Here is a 17,834-nt window from a genome sequence, read left to right as displayed (position 1 = left end):
ACTAAGTTTTACAGATAAAACAAATAAAGTTCCAGCAGGACGCTGGAACTCAATCAAGGATGTAGAGATGAAAAAGACTTCATTGATCATGGCATTCATTGCACCGCTTACGCTGGGGGTAAGTGTCAATGCATTTGCAAAAGACTCATTGCTTGAATGGAAAAGTGATGACGGCACGGATTCATTAAAGTTAGGTGGGGTGGTTCGGTTAAATCAACGTTATGAAGATTGGGAAGGGCCAAACCGCGGTTTCGGTAAGCTCTATTTTGATATTTTCAGGGTAGATCTCAAAGGTAAGTTTGATGATGCCTATATCAACGCCAGCTATCTATTTCAAGACCAACAGAAAACGTCCATTGAAAAAGCGTACGTGGGCTATAACCTAGATGCCAATAACAGCATTGAAGCGGGTTTGGTTTATAAACCATTTACGATTTATCCCTATCCGCAAAATGGCTGGACCTATCATATTCCATTCTTTTTAGGATATGGCAATAACATTGCACCGGGGCTTAACTGGAATTATCACAACAAAGATTGGGATGTAAAACTCGGTTACTACCCGCAAATGTTAGAGACGAACTTGCGTTATTCACCTGAAAGTGCAACTTATGATGACTTGGCAGGAAACGCATTTCCATCTCAAAAAGCCTATCAAAATGAAAAGCGTAATCAGGTGAATACCCGCATTGTGCGTAAGTTAGAAACTGATTTCGGTAAGCAAGAGTTTGGTATCTCGGGTGCAATCGCTCAGCTACATAACAAAGTGACCGATAAAGACGGTAAATATTATGCAGTCGGTTTGCATACCGAAAACAACTATAAACGCTTTAATTTACAAAGTTCGGTCATTCATTACCAATATGATGCTAAAAATCCGGATGGTGTAAATAGTGACATGACCTTAATGGGCAATAATGGTTTTACACCTGCTTATTTCATTGCTTCGGAAGGTACCATTGCCAGTTTAAATCTTGCCTATACGTTGCCTGTGACCAATATGGGCAAGCTAAAAGCCATTAAGTTTTATAATGACTATAGTTATCTCGATAAAAAACGTGATGATTGGTCGGATTCGCAAATGAACACTACAGGAATGATGTTTATTGCTTCACCATTTATGGTTTGGGCAGATTATACGTGGGGTAAAAACTCTAACATTATTGGTGGGGCAACCAACTCAACAGGGTATACCTCTGCAACTTCACCAAACAGTGATAAATGGCTATACCGTATTAACTTTAATATCGGGTTTACTTTCTGAAATAAGCAGCATTAAAAAACCACGCAATCGGCGTGGTTTTTTTATTTAATAAGTGAAAATTTTTAATACCTGTTTTTTTCAAACTTATTCCAAAACACAAAGGCAGTTACAAAGGCCAAAATGGTTAGCGCGAAAATATAATACATCGCACCAATATCACTATATTGACTGAGCCAATGCACTAAAGGCAGCGTCATACCACCAACAATTGCATACGATAAATTATAAGAAAATGAAATGCCCGAGAAGCGAACAGGTGCGGGGAACATTTTGACCATACTGCTCGACACCATGCCGACGGTACCAGAGCATAGACCCAACAACATATATAAACCAAAAATGGTTGAATGTGCCGCGTGCCCCAAACTGTTATAAAAAACTGCTGCTGTGAGTGCTACGGCAAGTGCACCGACCATCATGACTTTGCCACAGCCAAAACGGTCAGCAAAATAGCCTGCTAAAATACAGCCGACCATTTGCATAACAATGGCTGCGCTTTGCATTTCAAAAGTCTGTGCGCGCTCAAAGCCAAACGTACCAGTTAATAAATTTGGCATGGCTAAAATCACCACCACCACACAGCCTGTTAAAAACCATGTAAATAACATGCCAATCGCAACGGCTGTTTTATGCGTTTTTAACACTTGCTTTACAGGCATTTCTTTTGAAATTTCTTTACGGGCCTGCATGGCTTTAAAGACAGGGGTTTCCTTTAAATAAGTCCGTAAATAAAGTGCAACCAGACCAAAAATACCACCTGCAATGAAAGGAATACGCCATGCCCAGTCATGGATTTGTCCTTCACTAAAATTCAGCGAAATCCATAAAGACATGAGCGCGCCTAGTAAAATTCCTAAAGATAGCCCAGCGGTGAGTAAACCATTGGCTAGTCCGATTTTTCTTTCAGGTACATGTTCAGACACAAATGTCCACGCGGCTGGAATTTCACCCCCAATTGCAATCCCTTGCACCACACGCATGAGTAATAAAAGTAGCGGTGCCAAATATCCAATATTTTCAAAGGTAGGCAATATCCCGATAAATAGGGTAGGCAGTGCCATGAGTAAAATAGAAAGCGAAAATAGTTTTTTACGCCCAACCAAATCACCAAAATGGGCCATAACAACCCCACCCAAAGGCCTAAAAAAATAACCTGCTGCAAAAATACCGTAAGTATTGAGCATGGCCCAAAACGGACTAAGTGTGCTGGGGAAAAAGAGGTCGGAAATGATTTTGGCGTAAAACACATAAATCACAAAATCATAAAACTCTAAAGCTCCACCCAATGAAGAAAGGGCAAGAGTTCGTTTATCTTCTTTATTAAGATAGTTCGCATCCTGCAAAGTTAATTCCTGATCCATTTTTTACTTAATTGTTGTAATTGAAGTTTGGATATTAATGGAAAAGTGAAGTAAAAGTAAATGGAGGAAATTTGTTCTATAGGACGATGTCGATTGGACTTACGCAGATCAAAAAGCTATAAAACAAAAAACGCTTTAGATAAAACAAAAACAGATGTAGGAATGACTTTTCTTTTGGGGCGTTCAGCGACACAATAAAACTTGTCATAGCCAGTTTAATAAGAGATTCAAAGGATGAGTGTGGTTTTACCTGTCGCGAAGCGTGGTGAAGATATTTTAAAACTAATTGCGGCTCCTGTTTCGGCAAATGAGTTAAACAGTAATTGGCTTTATCAGCTTGCTGACGCTATGCATGCAACGATGCTCGAACGTAATGGAGTAGGGATTGCTGCACCGCAAGTTTATATCTCTAAACGCGTCATTATTGTGGCGTCTCGACCAAATCCACGCTATCCGGATGCACCTGAAATGGAAGCGGTGGCCATGGTGAATCCTGAAATTTTAGAGTTCTCAAACGAAGTGTGTTTAGGTGAAGAAGGCTGTCTAAGTGTGCCGGATGAGCGTGGACAAGTTGAACGTGCAGAAATGGTGAAGGTGAAATATTTAACACTTCAGGGTGAAATGGTTGAGACAGTTTTCCATGGTTTTCCTGCTCGTATTGTTCAACATGAAGTCGATCATTTAAATGGGATTTTGTTTGTAGAAAGAATAATCTAATCTTCTGTTTAAAGTTTTGAAAAACCTATAATGAGCTTGAAATAAATAAGACAACGGAATTAAAATACTTATATCGTGATATTTAAATCATTACAAAAGATATAATTTTAATATTATCAGCAGGTTGTGCTGAAATTTTGCGCGATGTTGTAAATCTCCTCATTTAAGGTTACTAACCATGAAAACCCCTCTCCCAGAATATTTGGCAAATGTTATTGAAGCCTGTGACATCGATAACAGCGGTCATCTCGCCGATTATATTCCTGAGTTGGCAAATGCAAACCCAGATCGATTAGCTCTAGCAATGTCTACGGTAGATGGTGAAATTTATTCGGTCGGCGATGATGATGTTGAATTCACCATACAATCAATTTCTAAACCTTTTGTATATGCCTATGTTTTACAACAACTTGGCATTGATGCGGTACTTGCGAAAGTAGGAGTGGAGCCTTCAGGGGAAGCCTTCAATGAAATTTCACTGGGTAAAGATGGTCGTCCAAAAAACCCGATGATCAACTCTGGCGCAATTACGACACATTCCTTAATTCAGGTCAAACATGGTTTACATAGTGCAGAAATTCTACGCCGCTTTATGAGCGAGCTTGCAGGTCGCGAATTAAGTTTTGATGAGTCTGTCTATGATTCGGAAGTCAAAACTGCTTACCGTAATCTTTCGATCGGTTATATGTTACGAACTGTCGGAATTTTAGAAACCGATCCAGTTGATATTGTGAATGGGTATATTCGTCAATGTGCGATTTTGGTGACGGTTAAAGATCTGGTACGTATGGGCAGTGTGCTTGCCAATGGTGGAGTTGACCCTAAAACTGGAAAACGCCTATTGAACCGATCTGTAGTTAGACAAGTCCTCAGTGTCATGATGAGCTGTGGTATGTACGATGCAGCAGGCGACTGGCTTTCAACAGTAGGCATTCCTGCTAAAAGTGGAGTAGCAGGTGGTATTTTGGGGGTGTTACCGGGGCAGGTCAGTATCGCTGCTTTTTCACCTCGACTAGATGAGCATGGTCATAGTGTTCGAGGTATCGATATTTTAGGGCGATTATCTCGTGACATGGGGCTACATCTCATGGAAGGTACACCTTCTGCACAAACGATTGTACAAAGTCATTACCGCACAGGAAAAGATGCATCGTTAAGTGTGTATGTGCTTCGAGGTGTATTGAAATTTACCGAAGCTGAAATGTTGTTGCGTATTTTGCAAGACGAGACCACTGACCAAAGCACAATCGTGATTGATTTAACCCAGATTTCACTTATCCACGATGTGGGTAAACGTATGTTCTTAGAAGGCGTAGATCGTCTGATTGATGATGGTCATACCCTTGTTTTGGTTGATCCTGAACAGCGCCTAGATCATGCGAGAACCGCTAAAGATCGAGAACTTCATGTTTATCATGATTTCGATGATTTATTAGAAAAGCATGAGATCCGCTCTAAAAAAAAGACTTATAGCGACATCGCGGCACTTCTAAATTGTTGAGGTGTTTTTCCTAGATGTCGCTTAAACATTGCACTGAACGCGCTGGGGTTTGTATATCCCAGTGACTCTGAAATTTGGGCAATAGATTCGCCATTCGCGATTTTACTCAAGGCAAGTGCAATATGCATTTGCTGTACCCATGCCCGATAAGACAGCCCCGTTTCTTTTTGGAACATGCGCATTAAAGTTCTAGAACTCGCACCAATATCATCAGCCCAATCTGTTAAATCTTTTGAATGGTCAGGAGTATGTAATAACTCTTGGCAAATTTTTAAGAGTCTTTTGTCTTTCGGCCACGGAATCTGAATAGACAACAAATTAGCGCGATGGATTTCTTCAAAAATCAAAATTTGTAAAGAACGGGAAAGCTCTTGAGAGGTCGCTGTATTTGGAGTGTCCTCTCGTTCAATTTCATTTAAACGAATCAAAAGTTCATGTAACAGGTTACTAACTCGAATAATAAAGCAATGTTGTCCCATTAGAGCTGCTGCATTTACTTCAACTAACGCTGTATTTAACTTAACGTGACTCAGTGAAATCACACTGTGTTCAACATGAGCAGGAATCCATAACGCGCACATGGGCGGTACAATCCACACATGATTAGGTGTAAAAACTTGAATGTTTCCGGTAGATGCATATAAAAACTGTGCACGTGTATGTGTGTGGGTAGGCGTAATTTCTCGGTAAGAATGTTCAGAAGAGAGTCCAATCACAAGTTCAGACAAATCGGACTGAATAAGAGAATCGGACATAAAATATCCTAAAAATTGTCACTTATACGATGATTATTGGAAGATAACTTTATAAGCGACAAATTACAATAAGCATCTCATTTAAAAATATTGGAGTTTTTCAGGTATGACGTCTTCAATACAATTGAAAGATGGTATTGCCAATACCGTTGCAAATGATCAGTCTCATGGAATGATTATTAAAATTGTAGGCGCCGTGGCGGTTGCACATTTACTGAACGATTTAATTCAGGCAGTGCTACCAGCCATCTATCCAATGCTAAAAGCAAACTTTTCGCTGAGTTTTGCGGAGGTTGGCCTGATTTCGTTTGTATATCAAATTACAGGTTCGCTGCTACAGCCTTGGATTGGACTTTATACCGATAAACATCCAAAACCGTATCTTCTCCCACTCGGAATGGTCGTCACATTCTGCGGCATTATCTTGTTGGCATTTTCACCAAGTTTTGCTGTGTTGTTATGTGCATCTGCATTGATTGGGGTAGGGTCTGCAACCTTTCACCCAGAAGCTTCACGTGTGGCACGAATGGCATCGGGCGGACGCTTCGGTACAGCTCAGTCGACTTTTCAGGTGGGCGGAAACACAGGTACTGCCATTGGTCCATTATTAGCAGCATTATTAATTGTTCCATTTGGGCAGCATGCAGTTGCGGGCTTGGTGATATTTGCACTTTTAGCGATTTGGGTTTTATTTGGTGTAAGCCGCTGGACAGTAAACCATGCTAAAAGTCAGGTAGCTGCACGTGCAACTCAAGCACATACTAAATTGCATGGGCGTAAGCTCATTACCGCCTTGGGCACAATTAGTGTGTTGATGTTTGCCAAATTTACCTACATTGCTAGCATTAGTAACTATTTTACTTTTTATTTAATTCACAAGTTCCATATTAGTATTCAAACAGCTCAATTACACTTATTTGCTTTTTTGGCAGCTGTGGCTGTAGGTACATTTGCGGGTGGCCCAATTGGCGATAAGATCGGCCGTAAAGCTGTGATCTGGGTTTCATTTGTTGGCATGGCGCCGTTTGCATTAATGATGCCGTATGCAAACTTATTTTGGACAACGGTTTTCTCAATTATTGCAGGTTTGGTGTTGTCATCTGCTTTTGCAGCGATGGTGGTTTATGCACAAGAAGCTGTTCCGGGCCGTGTAGGCATGATTGCAGGTTTAATGTTTGGCCTTATGTTTGGGGTAAGTGGTATTGCCGCAGCGGGGCTAGGGTATTTAGCGGATATTAACGGCATTGAATGGGTATTTGGTTTATGTTCATTGTTGCCATTACTTGGTTTTGCAACGGCACTTTTACCAAACACAAAAGTTAAATAAATGAAAAGACTCTCAGCCATATTCAGCTGAGAGTGTTTTTAATATGAATATAGCCTCATTAGAAAGACTATTTTTGAACACCAAACTTAAATACGGTAACACTGTTATAAGTTTGATTTGGGTTTAAACGTGTAGACGGGAAAGCCGGTTGATTCGGGCTGTCTGGAAAATGCTGTGTTTCTAATGCTAGTGCGTCTGCTTGTCGATAGAGTACGCCATTTGCGCCAACAATATTTCCTAATAAATGATTGGCTGTATACATTTGGACACTTGGTTCAGTGGTTAAGACTTGCATGGTCCGTTTAGATTTTGGGTCAACCACAATAGCTGCAAGATTGAGTTTCCCTTGAGACTTTTGATTAATTACCCAAGTTTGGTCATAGCCATATCCATAGGCCAATTGCTGATTATTCGCTCGAATATCTTTAACAATCGCCTTAGGCGTCCGAAAATCAAAAGGTGTACCTGCAACTGAAGCAATTTCACCTGTTGGTAAAGAGTTTTGATCGGTCACCAATACACGGTCTGCATTGAGTTGTACCACATGATCCAGCACACCATAAGGATTATTACCAGCTCCTGACAAGTTGAAATAACTGTGGTTGGTGAGGTTGACGACTGTAGGCTGATCAGTTTTGGCTTTATATTCAATCTTAAATTCATTTTGATCTGAAAGACTGTAGATCACTTCTACATCTAACTTTCCGGGAAAACCTTGATCACCATTTGGACTGGTTAACTTAAGAGAAGCTTTAACGGTTTCACCTTGAGAAACGAGGGGCTTAACTTGCCAAACACGTTTATCAAAACCAGGATTCCCGCTATGTAATGAATTCGGGCCATTATTTTTTTCAAGATTATACGTTTTTCCATCCAAGCTAAATTTAGCATTGCCAATACGGTTCGCATAACGGCCAATTAATCCACCAAAATGAATGCCTTCCTTGGTATCAGTGACTTCATAGCCTTTTAGGTCATCAAAGCCCAAAACAATATTATTTTGTTTGCCTTGGGCATCGGGAGTCAAGATTTGTGTAATTACACCACCAAAACTAATAAAAGATACCGAGACTCCATTGCTATTACTCATGGTGTATAGATCAACTTTTTGGCCGTCTTGAGTCGTACCATATGGTTTTACATTTAACGTTGCTGCATTTGCCAGTTGTGCAAAGCTATAAACCGTAACACCTAAAATTGCTAATTTTTTCATGCTTATACTCTATTTTGTAATATTAAGACTGGATGAATATAAGATTGATTTTTCATCTTTTTAAAGAGGTTTTTATTATATATAGTGTTAATAATAATCGATCAGTTAATGCTGAGTATTGAACAGCCGATACCATTTAGGGTTATAAACAAATTAACTTTATTAGCAAACTTCAGCAGTAAGCTATTTTTATGAATCATCCTAATTCAATTTTAAAATTTTCACTTGGTCTAAATAGTCTCTGGTTTGATGTAGACAGCCAACATATTCACCTTGAGCAGGGCTTAGGTTTTATTAATTCAAAAAGTATCAGCAATGGTGTTATTGATGAGCTTGCGATTGAAAAGATGATTTATTTTATTGAAGAAATCATCGAGTCGCAGCCACTCAGAAATCTCAATATAAATGGTATAGCCGTTACGGCTGATACCGCCATGGCACAACTGAGCAAGTTATTTTTTAGTGCTAAAAAGCAAATCAGCCGTATCGAGCTTGAGCATGGATTTAATGATTTTATTGAGCGTTTGAGTTACTACACGAATCAAGTAGCCCCAGATCAGCTTTATATTTTTACCTACTTTGTATTTATTCGAGAAATGATGCATCACTTACGAGTTGAGCAAATTCAGATCCTTTAAGAAATGATTTCTCAGCCTGCCAATTCATCATGAATCCAGTTTAAAAACAGTTCAATTTTAGGAATAAATTGATGCGTTCGTGGATACACCAAATGATGAGCAGAGATTGGAATCGATAGCTCATCTGCAAAAACTCTAACCAACTTTCCAGATTCTAAGTAATTTTGAGTAAGCAAATTACTTTCTAAAACAAAACCTAGCCCGTGTGTGGCTGCTTCAAGTGACATATAAGAGCGGTCAAAACTCAAAGTGTAAGGAAACTCAGGAATGCTTAAACCCTGATGGGCAAACCATTGGGGCCAAGTAACTAAGGTTGAACGCGATAAAATCAGATCTTTCTTTAATAAATCTTGAGGTTTATAAACCGGACTACGTTCCAGCAGCTTAGGGGACGCAAGCACTTCAAGCTTTTCATTACGAATCGTTCTGATTTCTACCCCTGTCCAGTTGGGTAAACCATGACGGATATCAATATCGATCTTGTCGCGGGTAAAGTGCAAATTTTCATAAGAACATGACAAGTTGACCTGAATCATGGGGAACTTTTCTTTAAATGACTCGAGGCGAGGGAGCAACCAAAGCAAACCAAAACTTGGGGATGAATGAATATATAAACTGTCTTTCGGGCTTTTATCGGCAGCTTTTTCCGTGGCTAACATGAGGTTATGCAAAATGGTGGTGACATCTTGAAAATAGCGTTCACCAGAAGGGGTCAGCGTCACACCACGGGCACCACGAATAAATAAACTCTGCCCAATCATTTCTTCAAGCTTAGCAATTTGATGACTCACTGCTGAAGGCGTGAGATTCAAATGCTCGGCTGCCTTGGCAACATTGCCGAAACGGGCGGTTTGTTCAAAAGCTTGTAATGTTTTGATTGAGGGCATTTGATTGAAATTGTTTTCACTGCTATCCATGAAATGATCCGTTTTTATCCCTAAAACTTATTTGAAAATAGCATAGGCATGAATTTTTTTCATGTCTTGTTGAATTCGAGATGATTGCTGGGCTTTGTGAAAAAAGGGATTCTAAGTCAGAACTCAGGATATAAAGCGTAAAAGAGGATTGAACATGTTACTACAAGGAAAAGTGGCATTAATTACCGGTGCAGCATCAGAACGTGGAATTGGGCGAGCAACCGCAGAAATCTTTGCACAACAAGGCGCCAAAGTCATTATTGTTGATTTAGATCTTGCTCAAAGCCAAAACGCTGCAAAGGCGCTTGGTGACGGTCATTTAGGACTTGCTGCAAATGTTGCAAATGAAGAACAGGTCAAAGCAGCTGTTGAACAAGCACTACAGCACTATGGCAAGATTGATATTTTAATTAACAATGCGGGCATTACTCAGCCAGTTAAAACCCTCGATATTCAGCGCAATGACTATGACCGTATTTTAGATGTCAGCCTGCGCGGAACACTGATTATGTCACAAGCTGTTATTCCATCTATGAAAGCAAACGGTGGTGGAAGCATTGTGTGCCTATCTTCAGTTTCAGCGCAGCGCGGCGGTGGTATTTTTGGCGGGCCACACTATAGCGCTGCTAAAGCAGGCGTGTTAGGTCTGGCAAAAGCGATGGCTCGTGAGTTTGGTGGTGACCAGATTCGTGTAAATTCTCTTACTCCAGGTCTAATTCAGACTGATATTACTGGCGGTTTAATGAATGATGACCGTCGTCACGACATTTTGGCAGGTATTCCACTTGGCCGCTTAGGTAAAGCGCAAGATGTTGCAAATGCAGCATTATTTTTGGCAAGTGATCTGTCTGCTTACTTAACTGGTGTCACACTCGATGTAAATGGTGGCATGCTGATTCATTAATCGCTCACTATTTCAAAACTAAAAAATAGAATGATGGTCACAAGAGGATACTGTGGCCAAATGTAAAGGGATTCGCATGATGGATACAGTATTTTCATCTGAAGTAGATACAACGATTCGTAAATCGGCGTATCGAAAAATTGCATTTCGGCTCATGCCATTTTTAATGCTTTGTTATTTTTGTGCCTATTTAGATCGAGTAAATGTGGGTTTTGCCAAACTCCAAATGATGAGCGATTTACAGTTTAGTGAAGCTGTATATGGGCTAGGCGCAGGGATTTTCTTTATTGGTTATTTTCTTTGTGAAGTACCAAGTAACATCGTACTTCACAAAGTAGGTGCAAGACGTTGGATCGCCCGAATCATGATTACATGGGGCATTTTGTCAGGCTGTTTCGCTTTTGTTCAAACCGAATGGCAATTTTACACCTTACGTTTTTTGCTTGGTGTTGCTGAAGCTGGGCTGGCTCCGGGTTTGTTGCTCTACCTCACTTACTGGTTCCCATCTTACCGCCGCGCACGCATGACAGTTCTTTGGTTTATCGCGATTCCAATTTCAGGAATGATTGGTGGACCACTTTCAGGCTTAATCATGGACCGAATGAGCGGCGTACATGGCTGGTTTGGCTGGCAGTGGATGTTCCTCATTGAAGCTATTCCCACAGTGATTGTCGGCTTACTTGTACTTGCTGTTTTAAAAGATTCAGTTCAAGAAGCCAACTGGTTAACCCAAGACGAAAAGAACTTGGTGAAGCAAGAGCTTGCTCAGGATAACCAGCACAAAGAAGGTCATGCTAGCGTCAAAGAGTTCATCGCAGATAAACGCTTATGGTTACTGGCAGGTATTTACTTTTGTGTCGTGATGGGGCAATACGCTATTACATTTTGGCTACCAACTCTTATTCGTAACTCGGGCATTAGTGATAACTGGCATATCGGTTTGCTCACAAGCCTGCCTTATATGTGTGCCATTGTGGCCATGATTTTGGCAGGACGTAGTGGTGACCATTTTCAAGAACGCCGCTGGCACTTAATTATCCCGATGTGTGCAGGCGCTATAGCACTCACATTTGCGACCTTATTCGCTTCAAATCTAACACTCTCTTTAATTTGCCTTTGCATCGCAGCCTCAGGTGTGCTGACAGCATCCTCTTTATTCTGGATGTTACCGACCAACTTTTTGGGTGGTGTTTCCGCAGCGGCAGGTATTGCAGCAGTGAATAGCTTCGCCAATCTTGCAGGATTTTGCTCACCTTATTTAATCGGTTGGGTCACCACCAACACAGGTTCAAATGCAATCGGCATGTTCTTAATCACAACAGTATTAATTTTCGGCGCCAGTCTGGTTCTGCGTGTTCCGGCAAAACTGGTCAATCGTTAATAAGGAATAGTAAATGACAATGTTAAATGTTGATAAAGCAGGCCAAATTGCCGAGTTGCAACAACGTGCCTACCACATTCGCCAACATGCTTTACGTATGGGGCAAGTACAAGGCCAAGGCTATGTTGGACAAGCTTTAGGTGCAGCAGATCTACTGGCAGTATCTTATTTCCATGCCATGAAATATCAGCCTGAAAACCCTGAATGGGAAGGCCGTGACCGTTTTTATCTTTCTATTGGACACTATGCAATTGCACTCTATGCAGCCTTAATGGAAGCAAAAATTATCCCGCTTGAAGAACTTGAAACCTACGGTGCAGATGACAGTCGTCTACCGATGTCGGGTATGGCTTCGTATACACCGGGCATGGAAATTACCGGTGGCTCATTGGGTCATGGTCTTGGAATTGCAGTCGGTGCATGTCTAGGACTGAAACAGAAAAAATCAGATGCTTTTGTCTATAACTTACTGTCCGATGGGGAGCTAAATGAAGGCTCAACATGGGAGGCGGTGATGTCTGCTTCGCATTGGAAATTAGATAACCTGATTGCCATTATTGATGTGAATAATCAGCAGGCAGATGGACATTCCAGCGAAATTTTAGCATTTGAGCCAATTGTTGATCGTTGGCAGTCTTTTGGTTGGTACACCCAACGTGTGGATGGCAACAACATGGAAGCTCTGCTTGAGGCATTCGATCAGGCACGAAACCATGAGGGAGCATGCCCAAGAGTCATTATTTGTGACACAAAAATGGGTAAAGGCGTGTCGTTCTTGGAAAGCCGCGAAAAAACACATTTCATTCGTGTTGATGAACATGAATGGGACGATGCTTTAAATATTTTGACCCACTACGGACAGTAAGGAATACACCATGAGCCAGTTAGCCAATCCCCCTAAGAAAAAACTAACCACTTCGGCAATGATTGCTTCTATTGCTGCGGAGGGCCAACCGACCAAACCAGCACCATTTGGACATGCACTCAATGCCTTAGCAAAAGAGCGTGACGATATTGTGGGGTTATCAGCAGATTTATCTAAATACACTGACCTGCATATTTTTGCTAAAGAAAACCCAGACAAGTTTTTCCAAATGGGCATGGCAGAACAACTTTTGATGAGTGCAGCAGCAGGACTTGCTCGTGAAGGATTTGTTCCTTTTGCAACAACTTATGCCGTATTTGCATCACGCCGTGCCTACGATTTTATTTGTATGGCAATTGCAGAGGATAACCTGAATGTCAAAATTGTGGCAGCACTTCCGGGGCTAACCACGGGTTATGGCCCAAGTCATCAAGCGACAGATGATATTGCGATTTTCCGTGCTATGCCGAACTTGATGGTTATCGATCCATGTGATGCCTTAGAAATAGAACAGGCAATTCCTCAGATTGCCGCTCATAATGGTCCGGTATATATGCGTTTATTGCGTGGTCAGGTTCCGTTAGTGCTCGATAAATACAACTACCAGTTTAAATTGGGTAAGGCACAGGTGATTAAACCCGGTAAAGACTTACTCATTATTTCGACTGGCTTATTGACCATGCGTGCGCTTGAGGCAGCCGAAGAACTTGAAAAAGAGGGTATTGAGGTTTCAGTGCTGCATGTGCCTACAATTAAGCCTTTAGATGAACAAACTATTTTGGATGAAGTCGCAAAAGGTGGCCGTCCTGTTTTAACTGCCGAAAATCATTCTGTCATTGGTGGTTTAGGGGAAGCAGTTGGTTCATTACTTCTAAGAAATGGTCAGCATCCTCGTTTTGACATGATTGGTTTGCCTGATGCATTTTTAGATGCAGGGGCATTACCAACTTTGCATGATCGCTATGGTATTTCAACTGAAGCTGTTAAAGAAAAGATTAAGTCACATTTGAAGTAAAAAGATTAAATTTTCAAATTGAAAAGGGCGTGATGGAATTTCCTTCACGCCCTATTTTTAATCAAGATGATTTAAAAACTTAAGCAATCGAATCATCTAAATTTGGTGCTAACCAACGCTTCGCTTCATCTAGTGACCAACCCTTACGTTTCGCATAATCTTCAAGTTGATCCTGAGAGATTTTACCCACGTTAAAGTATTCACTTTGAGGGTGCGAATAATAGAAACCACTTACCGAAGATGGTGGCATCATTGCAAAGTGCTCGGTCAGTTTAGTACCAATTTTATCGGTAGAGCCTAACCAGTCGAACAACACCGCTTTTTCAGAGTGCTCAGGGCAAGCAGGGTAACCCGGTGCAGGGCGAATACCGACATATTTCTCTTTAATCAGTTCTTCGTTGCTAAGCTGTTCATCCGCTTTATAGCCCCAGAACTCTTTACGAATGCGTTCATGTAAGTGTTCGGCAAAAGCTTCAGCAAAACGGTCAGCCAATGACTGAACTAAGATTGCAGAGTAGTCATCACCTTTGGCTTTGTATTCATTTGCTAGTTCTTCTGCACCAAAAATCGACACAGTGAAACCGCCTAAGTAGTCTTGTTGTTCACGGTCATTACGAATGTAATCTGCTAAAGACAAGTTTGGTTTACCTGTCACTTTGTCAGATTGCTGACGTAAGTGTTCAAAAGTATGCGTAACATTTTGACCCGCTTCATCAAATACGCTCACTGTGTCAGCGTTAGTGCGTTGTGCAGGGAACATACCAAATACAGCACGGGCATCAAAACGATTGTTGTCGATAATATCTTTCAACATTGCTTGAGCTTGGTTGTACAAGTCAGTTGCTGCTTCCCCAACCACTTCATCTTCTAAAATTTTCGGAAATTTACCTGCCAAGCTCCAAGAAATGAAGAATGGTGTCCAGTCAAAATACTCGACGAGTGTAGCAAGCGGGTAGTTCGTTAAAACTTGTGTTCCCAAAAGGTTTGGTTTTGGTGGTACATAGCTTTCGTCAATTTTAAAACCGTTTTCAACCGACTCGGTATAAGTCAATTTTGCAGCTTTTGGCTGTTTGTTAGCTAAACGCTCGCGAATCTTGGCATATTCAGCACGGTGCTCTGCAATAAAGTTTCCACGCATTTCTTTAGAAAGTAAGGTTGTTGCAACACCTACAGCACGTGAAGCATCTGCAACATAAATCACCGCATCGTTTTGGTACTGAGGGTCAATTTTTACTGCTGTATGTGCTTTTGAAGTTGTCGCGCCACCAATTAATAAAGGAATGTTAAAACCTTTACGTTGCATTTCTTTTGCAACAAATACCATCTCATCTAAAGACGGTGTGATCAGACCTGACAAACCGATGATGTCACATTTTTCATCAATTGCAGTTTGCAAGATTTTCTCGCAAGGTACCATTACGCCAAGATCAACAATGTCATAACCATTACAGCCGAGTACTACGCCTACGATATTTTTACCAATATCGTGTACGTCGCCTTTAACAGTTGCCATCAGGACTTTACCTTTAGATTGGCTACCTGTTTTTTCAGCTTCAATGTACGGGTTAAGCCAAGCCACAGCTTGCTTCATAACACGTGCAGATTTCACAACTTGTGGTAAGAACATTTTGCCTGAACCGAACAAGTCACCAACCACGTTCATACCGTCCATCAAAGCGCCTTCGATTACATCTAAAGGACGTTTGGCTTTGAGGCGAGCTTCTTCGGTATCTTCATCAATGTAAGTGGTAATACCTTTGACTAACGCATATTCAAGACGTTTTTCTACAGATTCATTACGCCATTCTAGGTTCTCGGCTTCTTTTGCAGCGCCGCCTTGTCCACGGTATTTTTCAGCCACTTCAAGTAGTTTCTCGGTTGCGGCCTGACCAGACTCACCTTGGTTTTGGTTTAAGATGACATCTTCAACTGCTTCTTTTAGCTCGGCTGGAATATCATCATAAATTGCCATTTGGCCAGCATTCACAATACCCATGGTCATGCCTTGTTTGATGGCATGGTACAAGAACACAGAGTGAATCGCTTCACGAACGGGCTCGTTACCACGGAATGAGAACGAAACGTTCGATACACCACCAGAAATCATGGCATGAGGTAAGTTTTGTTTAATCCAACCTGTGGCCTCAATAAAATCGACACCATAGTTATTGTGCTCTTCAATACCTGTTGCTACTGCAAACACGTTCGGGTCAAAAATAATATCTTCAGCAGGGAAGCCTACATCGTTAACCAAAATATCATATGAGCGCTTACAGATTTCACGCTTACGTGCAGCGGTGTCGGCTTGACCTGTTTCGTCAAAGGCCATCACAATAATTGCGGCACCATATTGACGGCAAAGGCGGGCTTTTTCGACAAACTCGTCATAACCTTCTTTTAAGGAAATGGAGTTAACAACCGGTTTACCTTGTACGCATTTTAAGCCAGCTTCAATGATTTCCCATTTTGATGAGTCAATCATGATTGGTACACGAGAAATATCGGGTTCAGAAGCCACAAGATTTAAGAAATGCACCATCGCATTTTGCGAATCGAGCATCCCTTCATCCATGTTAATGTCAATAATCTGTGCGCCAGCTTCAACTTGCTGCTGTGCCACTTCTAAAGCTTCGGCAAAGTTTTCTTCACGAATTAAGCGTAAGAATTTTTTCGAACCTGTAACGTTAGTACGTTCACCCACGTTAACGAACAATGAGTCATCATAAATATTAAATGGTTCTAAACCACTCAAACGACAAGCAGATACAGTTTCAGGAACTTGACGAGGGGCTATATCTTTTACCGCATTCGCAATCGCGCGGATATGGTCAGGTGTTGTACCACAGCAACCACCCGTAATATTAATTAAGCCGCTTTCTGCAAATTCTTTTAAGAATGCCGCAGTTTGTTCTGGCGTTTCATCATATTCACCAAAAGCGTTTGGTAAGCCCGCATTTGGGTGCGCTGAAACAAACGTATCTGCTACATCGGAAATAGTTTTTATGTGAGGGCGCATTGCATCTGCACCAAGCGCACAGTTAAAGCCAATCGATAGCAAGTCGCCATGACGTACAGAGTTCCAGAACGCTTCAGCAGTTTGACCTGTTAATGTACGACCCGATGCATCGGTAATGGTCCCCGAAATCATGATTGGTAATTCGCGACCAATTTGTTTAAAAACTTCTTTAACCGCAAAAATCGCTGCTTTACAGTTTAATGTGTCAAATACGGTTTCAATCAAAATGATATCTGCACCGCCTTCAATGAGCGCATGTGTCGCTTCAATATAGTTTTCTTTTAACTCATCAAAAGTAATGTTACGAAAGGCAGGGTCATTTACATTCGGTGAAATTGAACAAGTACGTGATGTTGGCCCAAGGACACCTGCGACAAAACGCGGTTTATCTGGAGTTGAGTACTTTTCACAAGCTGCTTTGGCTAAACGTGCTGCTTCTCGGTTAATCTCTGGAACAAGATCTTCCATATGATAGTCAGACATTGAAACACGCGTGCCGTTAAAGCTATTGGTTTCAATAATGTCTGCACCTGCATCAAGATAAGCTTCATGAATACCTTGAATAATTTGAGGCTGTGTCAGAACCAAAAGGTCATTGTTACCTTTTAAGTCATGTGCCCAATCAGCAAAACGCTCACCACGGTAGTCGGCTTCTTCCAATTTATGGCGCTGAATCATCGTGCCCATTGCACCATCAATAATCAAAATACGTTTGGCAAGAAGCGCTTTTAGGGTGGCAAGCGTGGACATATAAAACCCCGATATTGTACAAATTTAAAAATGCGGCGCTATTGTAACAGAATAGTTGCGCAATAGATGACCTATAACGACCCATCATTCACTCTAACTTATTCACCAAACAAGCGCTTTATGACAAAGTAGAGTCTGATTTTTCATCAAATATTCATAAAATGATCATGATATTGAAATATTTCATCTCCAATATTCGGTTTTATGACA

The 17,834-nt window shown here is 41.2% G+C and carries 14 protein-coding genes; 9 read left to right on the top strand and 5 right to left on the bottom strand.

Annotation, left to right across the window (positions count from 1 at the left end):
- Nucleotides 1–67 precede the first annotated feature (67 nt).
- Entirely contained in the window at nucleotides 68–1,264 is a 1,197-nt protein-coding gene (locus tag KTI79_RS07540) for a hypothetical protein (RefSeq protein ID WP_032055089.1), read from the top strand.
- A 62-nt stretch (nucleotides 1,265–1,326) separates the two neighbouring features.
- Here KTI79_RS07540 and KTI79_RS07535 read toward each other — a convergent pair whose 3' ends face one another.
- Nucleotides 1,327–2,625, bottom strand: coding sequence for an MFS transporter (locus tag KTI79_RS07535; protein ID WP_016802808.1), 1,299 nt, complete (start codon nucleotides 2,623–2,625; stop codon nucleotides 1,327–1,329).
- Nucleotides 2,626–2,859: 234 nt separating this feature from the next.
- On the opposite strand from KTI79_RS07535, the gene def reads away from it, so the two are divergent.
- Together def and KTI79_RS07525 are read left to right on the top strand one after the other, a co-directional pair.
- The gene (gene def, locus KTI79_RS07530) at nucleotides 2,860–3,342 is read left to right on the top strand and encodes a peptide deformylase (RefSeq protein WP_032055088.1); all 483 of its coding nucleotides are present in this window, start codon (nucleotides 2,860–2,862) and stop codon (nucleotides 3,340–3,342) included.
- A 178-nt stretch (nucleotides 3,343–3,520) separates the two neighbouring features.
- Nucleotides 3,521–4,843 (top strand): glutaminase, encoded by a 1,323-nt coding sequence (locus tag KTI79_RS07525; RefSeq protein WP_032055087.1) that lies wholly within the window; start codon nucleotides 3,521–3,523, stop codon nucleotides 4,841–4,843.
- Here KTI79_RS07525 and KTI79_RS07520 read toward each other — a convergent pair.
- Nucleotides 4,810–5,598 (bottom strand): AraC family transcriptional regulator, encoded by a 789-nt coding sequence (locus KTI79_RS07520; RefSeq protein ID WP_032055086.1) that lies wholly within the window; start codon nucleotides 5,596–5,598, stop codon nucleotides 4,810–4,812. The two genes, KTI79_RS07525 and KTI79_RS07520, sit on opposite strands and share 34 nt — an antisense overlap.
- A 106-nt stretch (nucleotides 5,599–5,704) precedes the next feature.
- Here KTI79_RS07520 and KTI79_RS07515 point away from each other — a divergent pair, with 106 nt between their 5' ends.
- A complete protein-coding gene (locus KTI79_RS07515; protein WP_032055085.1) occupies nucleotides 5,705–6,925 on the top strand; it encodes an MFS transporter in 1,221 nt (406 codons plus the stop codon).
- Nucleotides 6,926–6,992: 67 nt separating this feature from the next.
- Here KTI79_RS07515 and KTI79_RS07510 read toward each other — a convergent pair whose 3' ends face one another.
- The gene (locus KTI79_RS07510; RefSeq protein WP_032055084.1) at nucleotides 6,993–8,138 is read right to left on the bottom strand and encodes an aldose epimerase family protein; all 1,146 of its coding nucleotides are present in this window, start codon (nucleotides 8,136–8,138) and stop codon (nucleotides 6,993–6,995) included.
- Between the two features lie 191 nt (nucleotides 8,139–8,329).
- Between KTI79_RS07510 and KTI79_RS07505 the strand changes: the two genes are divergently transcribed.
- Nucleotides 8,330–8,776: a hypothetical protein gene (locus KTI79_RS07505; RefSeq protein WP_032055083.1), complete on the top strand. Its 447-nt coding sequence runs from the start codon at nucleotides 8,330–8,332 to the stop codon at nucleotides 8,774–8,776.
- 11 nt (nucleotides 8,777–8,787) lie between these two features.
- Here KTI79_RS07505 and KTI79_RS07500 read toward each other — a convergent pair whose 3' ends face one another.
- Entirely contained in the window at nucleotides 8,788–9,663 is an 876-nt protein-coding gene (locus KTI79_RS07500) for a LysR substrate-binding domain-containing protein (RefSeq protein ID WP_079284341.1), read from the bottom strand.
- A 184-nt stretch (nucleotides 9,664–9,847) separates the two neighbouring features.
- Here KTI79_RS07500 and KTI79_RS07495 point away from each other — a divergent pair, with 184 nt between their 5' ends.
- The 4 genes from KTI79_RS07495 to KTI79_RS07480 all read left to right on the top strand — a co-directional run bounded on the left by KTI79_RS07495 (nucleotide 9,848) and on the right by KTI79_RS07480 (nucleotide 13,858).
- Complete coding sequence (locus tag KTI79_RS07495; RefSeq protein ID WP_000926498.1) at nucleotides 9,848–10,597, top strand: SDR family NAD(P)-dependent oxidoreductase; 750 nt, start codon at nucleotides 9,848–9,850, stop codon at nucleotides 10,595–10,597.
- Between the two features lie 79 nt (nucleotides 10,598–10,676).
- Nucleotides 10,677–11,978, top strand: coding sequence for an MFS transporter (locus tag KTI79_RS07490; protein ID WP_032055082.1), 1,302 nt, complete (start codon nucleotides 10,677–10,679; stop codon nucleotides 11,976–11,978).
- A 19-nt stretch (nucleotides 11,979–11,997) separates the two neighbouring features.
- Nucleotides 11,998–12,843 (top strand): transketolase, encoded by an 846-nt coding sequence (locus KTI79_RS07485; protein ID WP_079284340.1) that lies wholly within the window; start codon nucleotides 11,998–12,000, stop codon nucleotides 12,841–12,843.
- 10 nt (nucleotides 12,844–12,853) lie between these two features.
- Nucleotides 12,854–13,858, top strand: a complete 1,005-nt coding sequence (locus KTI79_RS07480; RefSeq protein ID WP_000080243.1) for a transketolase family protein — start codon at nucleotides 12,854–12,856, stop codon at nucleotides 13,856–13,858.
- Between the two features lie 79 nt (nucleotides 13,859–13,937).
- Here KTI79_RS07480 and metH read toward each other — a convergent pair whose 3' ends face one another.
- Nucleotides 13,938–17,624, bottom strand: coding sequence for a methionine synthase (gene metH, locus KTI79_RS07475; RefSeq protein ID WP_032055080.1), 3,687 nt, complete (start codon nucleotides 17,622–17,624; stop codon nucleotides 13,938–13,940).
- Between the last annotated feature and the right edge of the window lie 210 nt (nucleotides 17,625–17,834).

The sequence above is a fragment of the Acinetobacter sp. WU_MDCI_Abxd143 genome, from assembly GCF_025514195.1.
GTDB classification, from domain to species: Bacteria; Pseudomonadota; Gammaproteobacteria; order Pseudomonadales; family Moraxellaceae; genus Acinetobacter; species Acinetobacter pittii_H.
This window is presented reverse-complemented; position numbering and strand designations above follow the sequence as displayed.

Coding starts and splice junctions, on each gene's coding strand:
- KTI79_RS07540 (WP_032055089.1), top strand. CDS start 68: ATGAAAAAGACTTCATTGATCATGGCATTCATTGCACCGCTTACGCTG.
- KTI79_RS07535 (WP_016802808.1), bottom strand. CDS start 2,625: ATGGATCAGGAATTAACTTTGCAGGATGCGAACTATCTTAATAAAGAA.
- def (WP_032055088.1), top strand. CDS start 2,860: ATGAGTGTGGTTTTACCTGTCGCGAAGCGTGGTGAAGATATTTTAAAA.
- KTI79_RS07525 (WP_032055087.1), top strand. CDS start 3,521: ATGAAAACCCCTCTCCCAGAATATTTGGCAAATGTTATTGAAGCCTGT.
- KTI79_RS07520 (WP_032055086.1), bottom strand. CDS start 5,598: ATGTCCGATTCTCTTATTCAGTCCGATTTGTCTGAACTTGTGATTGGA.
- KTI79_RS07515 (WP_032055085.1), top strand. CDS start 5,705: ATGACGTCTTCAATACAATTGAAAGATGGTATTGCCAATACCGTTGCA.
- KTI79_RS07510 (WP_032055084.1), bottom strand. CDS start 8,138: ATGAAAAAATTAGCAATTTTAGGTGTTACGGTTTATAGCTTTGCACAA.
- KTI79_RS07505 (WP_032055083.1), top strand. CDS start 8,330: ATGAATCATCCTAATTCAATTTTAAAATTTTCACTTGGTCTAAATAGT.
- KTI79_RS07500 (WP_079284341.1), bottom strand. CDS start 9,663: ATGCCCTCAATCAAAACATTACAAGCTTTTGAACAAACCGCCCGTTTC.
- KTI79_RS07495 (WP_000926498.1), top strand. CDS start 9,848: ATGTTACTACAAGGAAAAGTGGCATTAATTACCGGTGCAGCATCAGAA.
- KTI79_RS07490 (WP_032055082.1), top strand. CDS start 10,677: ATGGATACAGTATTTTCATCTGAAGTAGATACAACGATTCGTAAATCG.
- KTI79_RS07485 (WP_079284340.1), top strand. CDS start 11,998: ATGTTAAATGTTGATAAAGCAGGCCAAATTGCCGAGTTGCAACAACGT.
- KTI79_RS07480 (WP_000080243.1), top strand. CDS start 12,854: ATGAGCCAGTTAGCCAATCCCCCTAAGAAAAAACTAACCACTTCGGCA.
- metH (WP_032055080.1), bottom strand. CDS start 17,624: ATGTCCACGCTTGCCACCCTAAAAGCGCTTCTTGCCAAACGTATTTTG.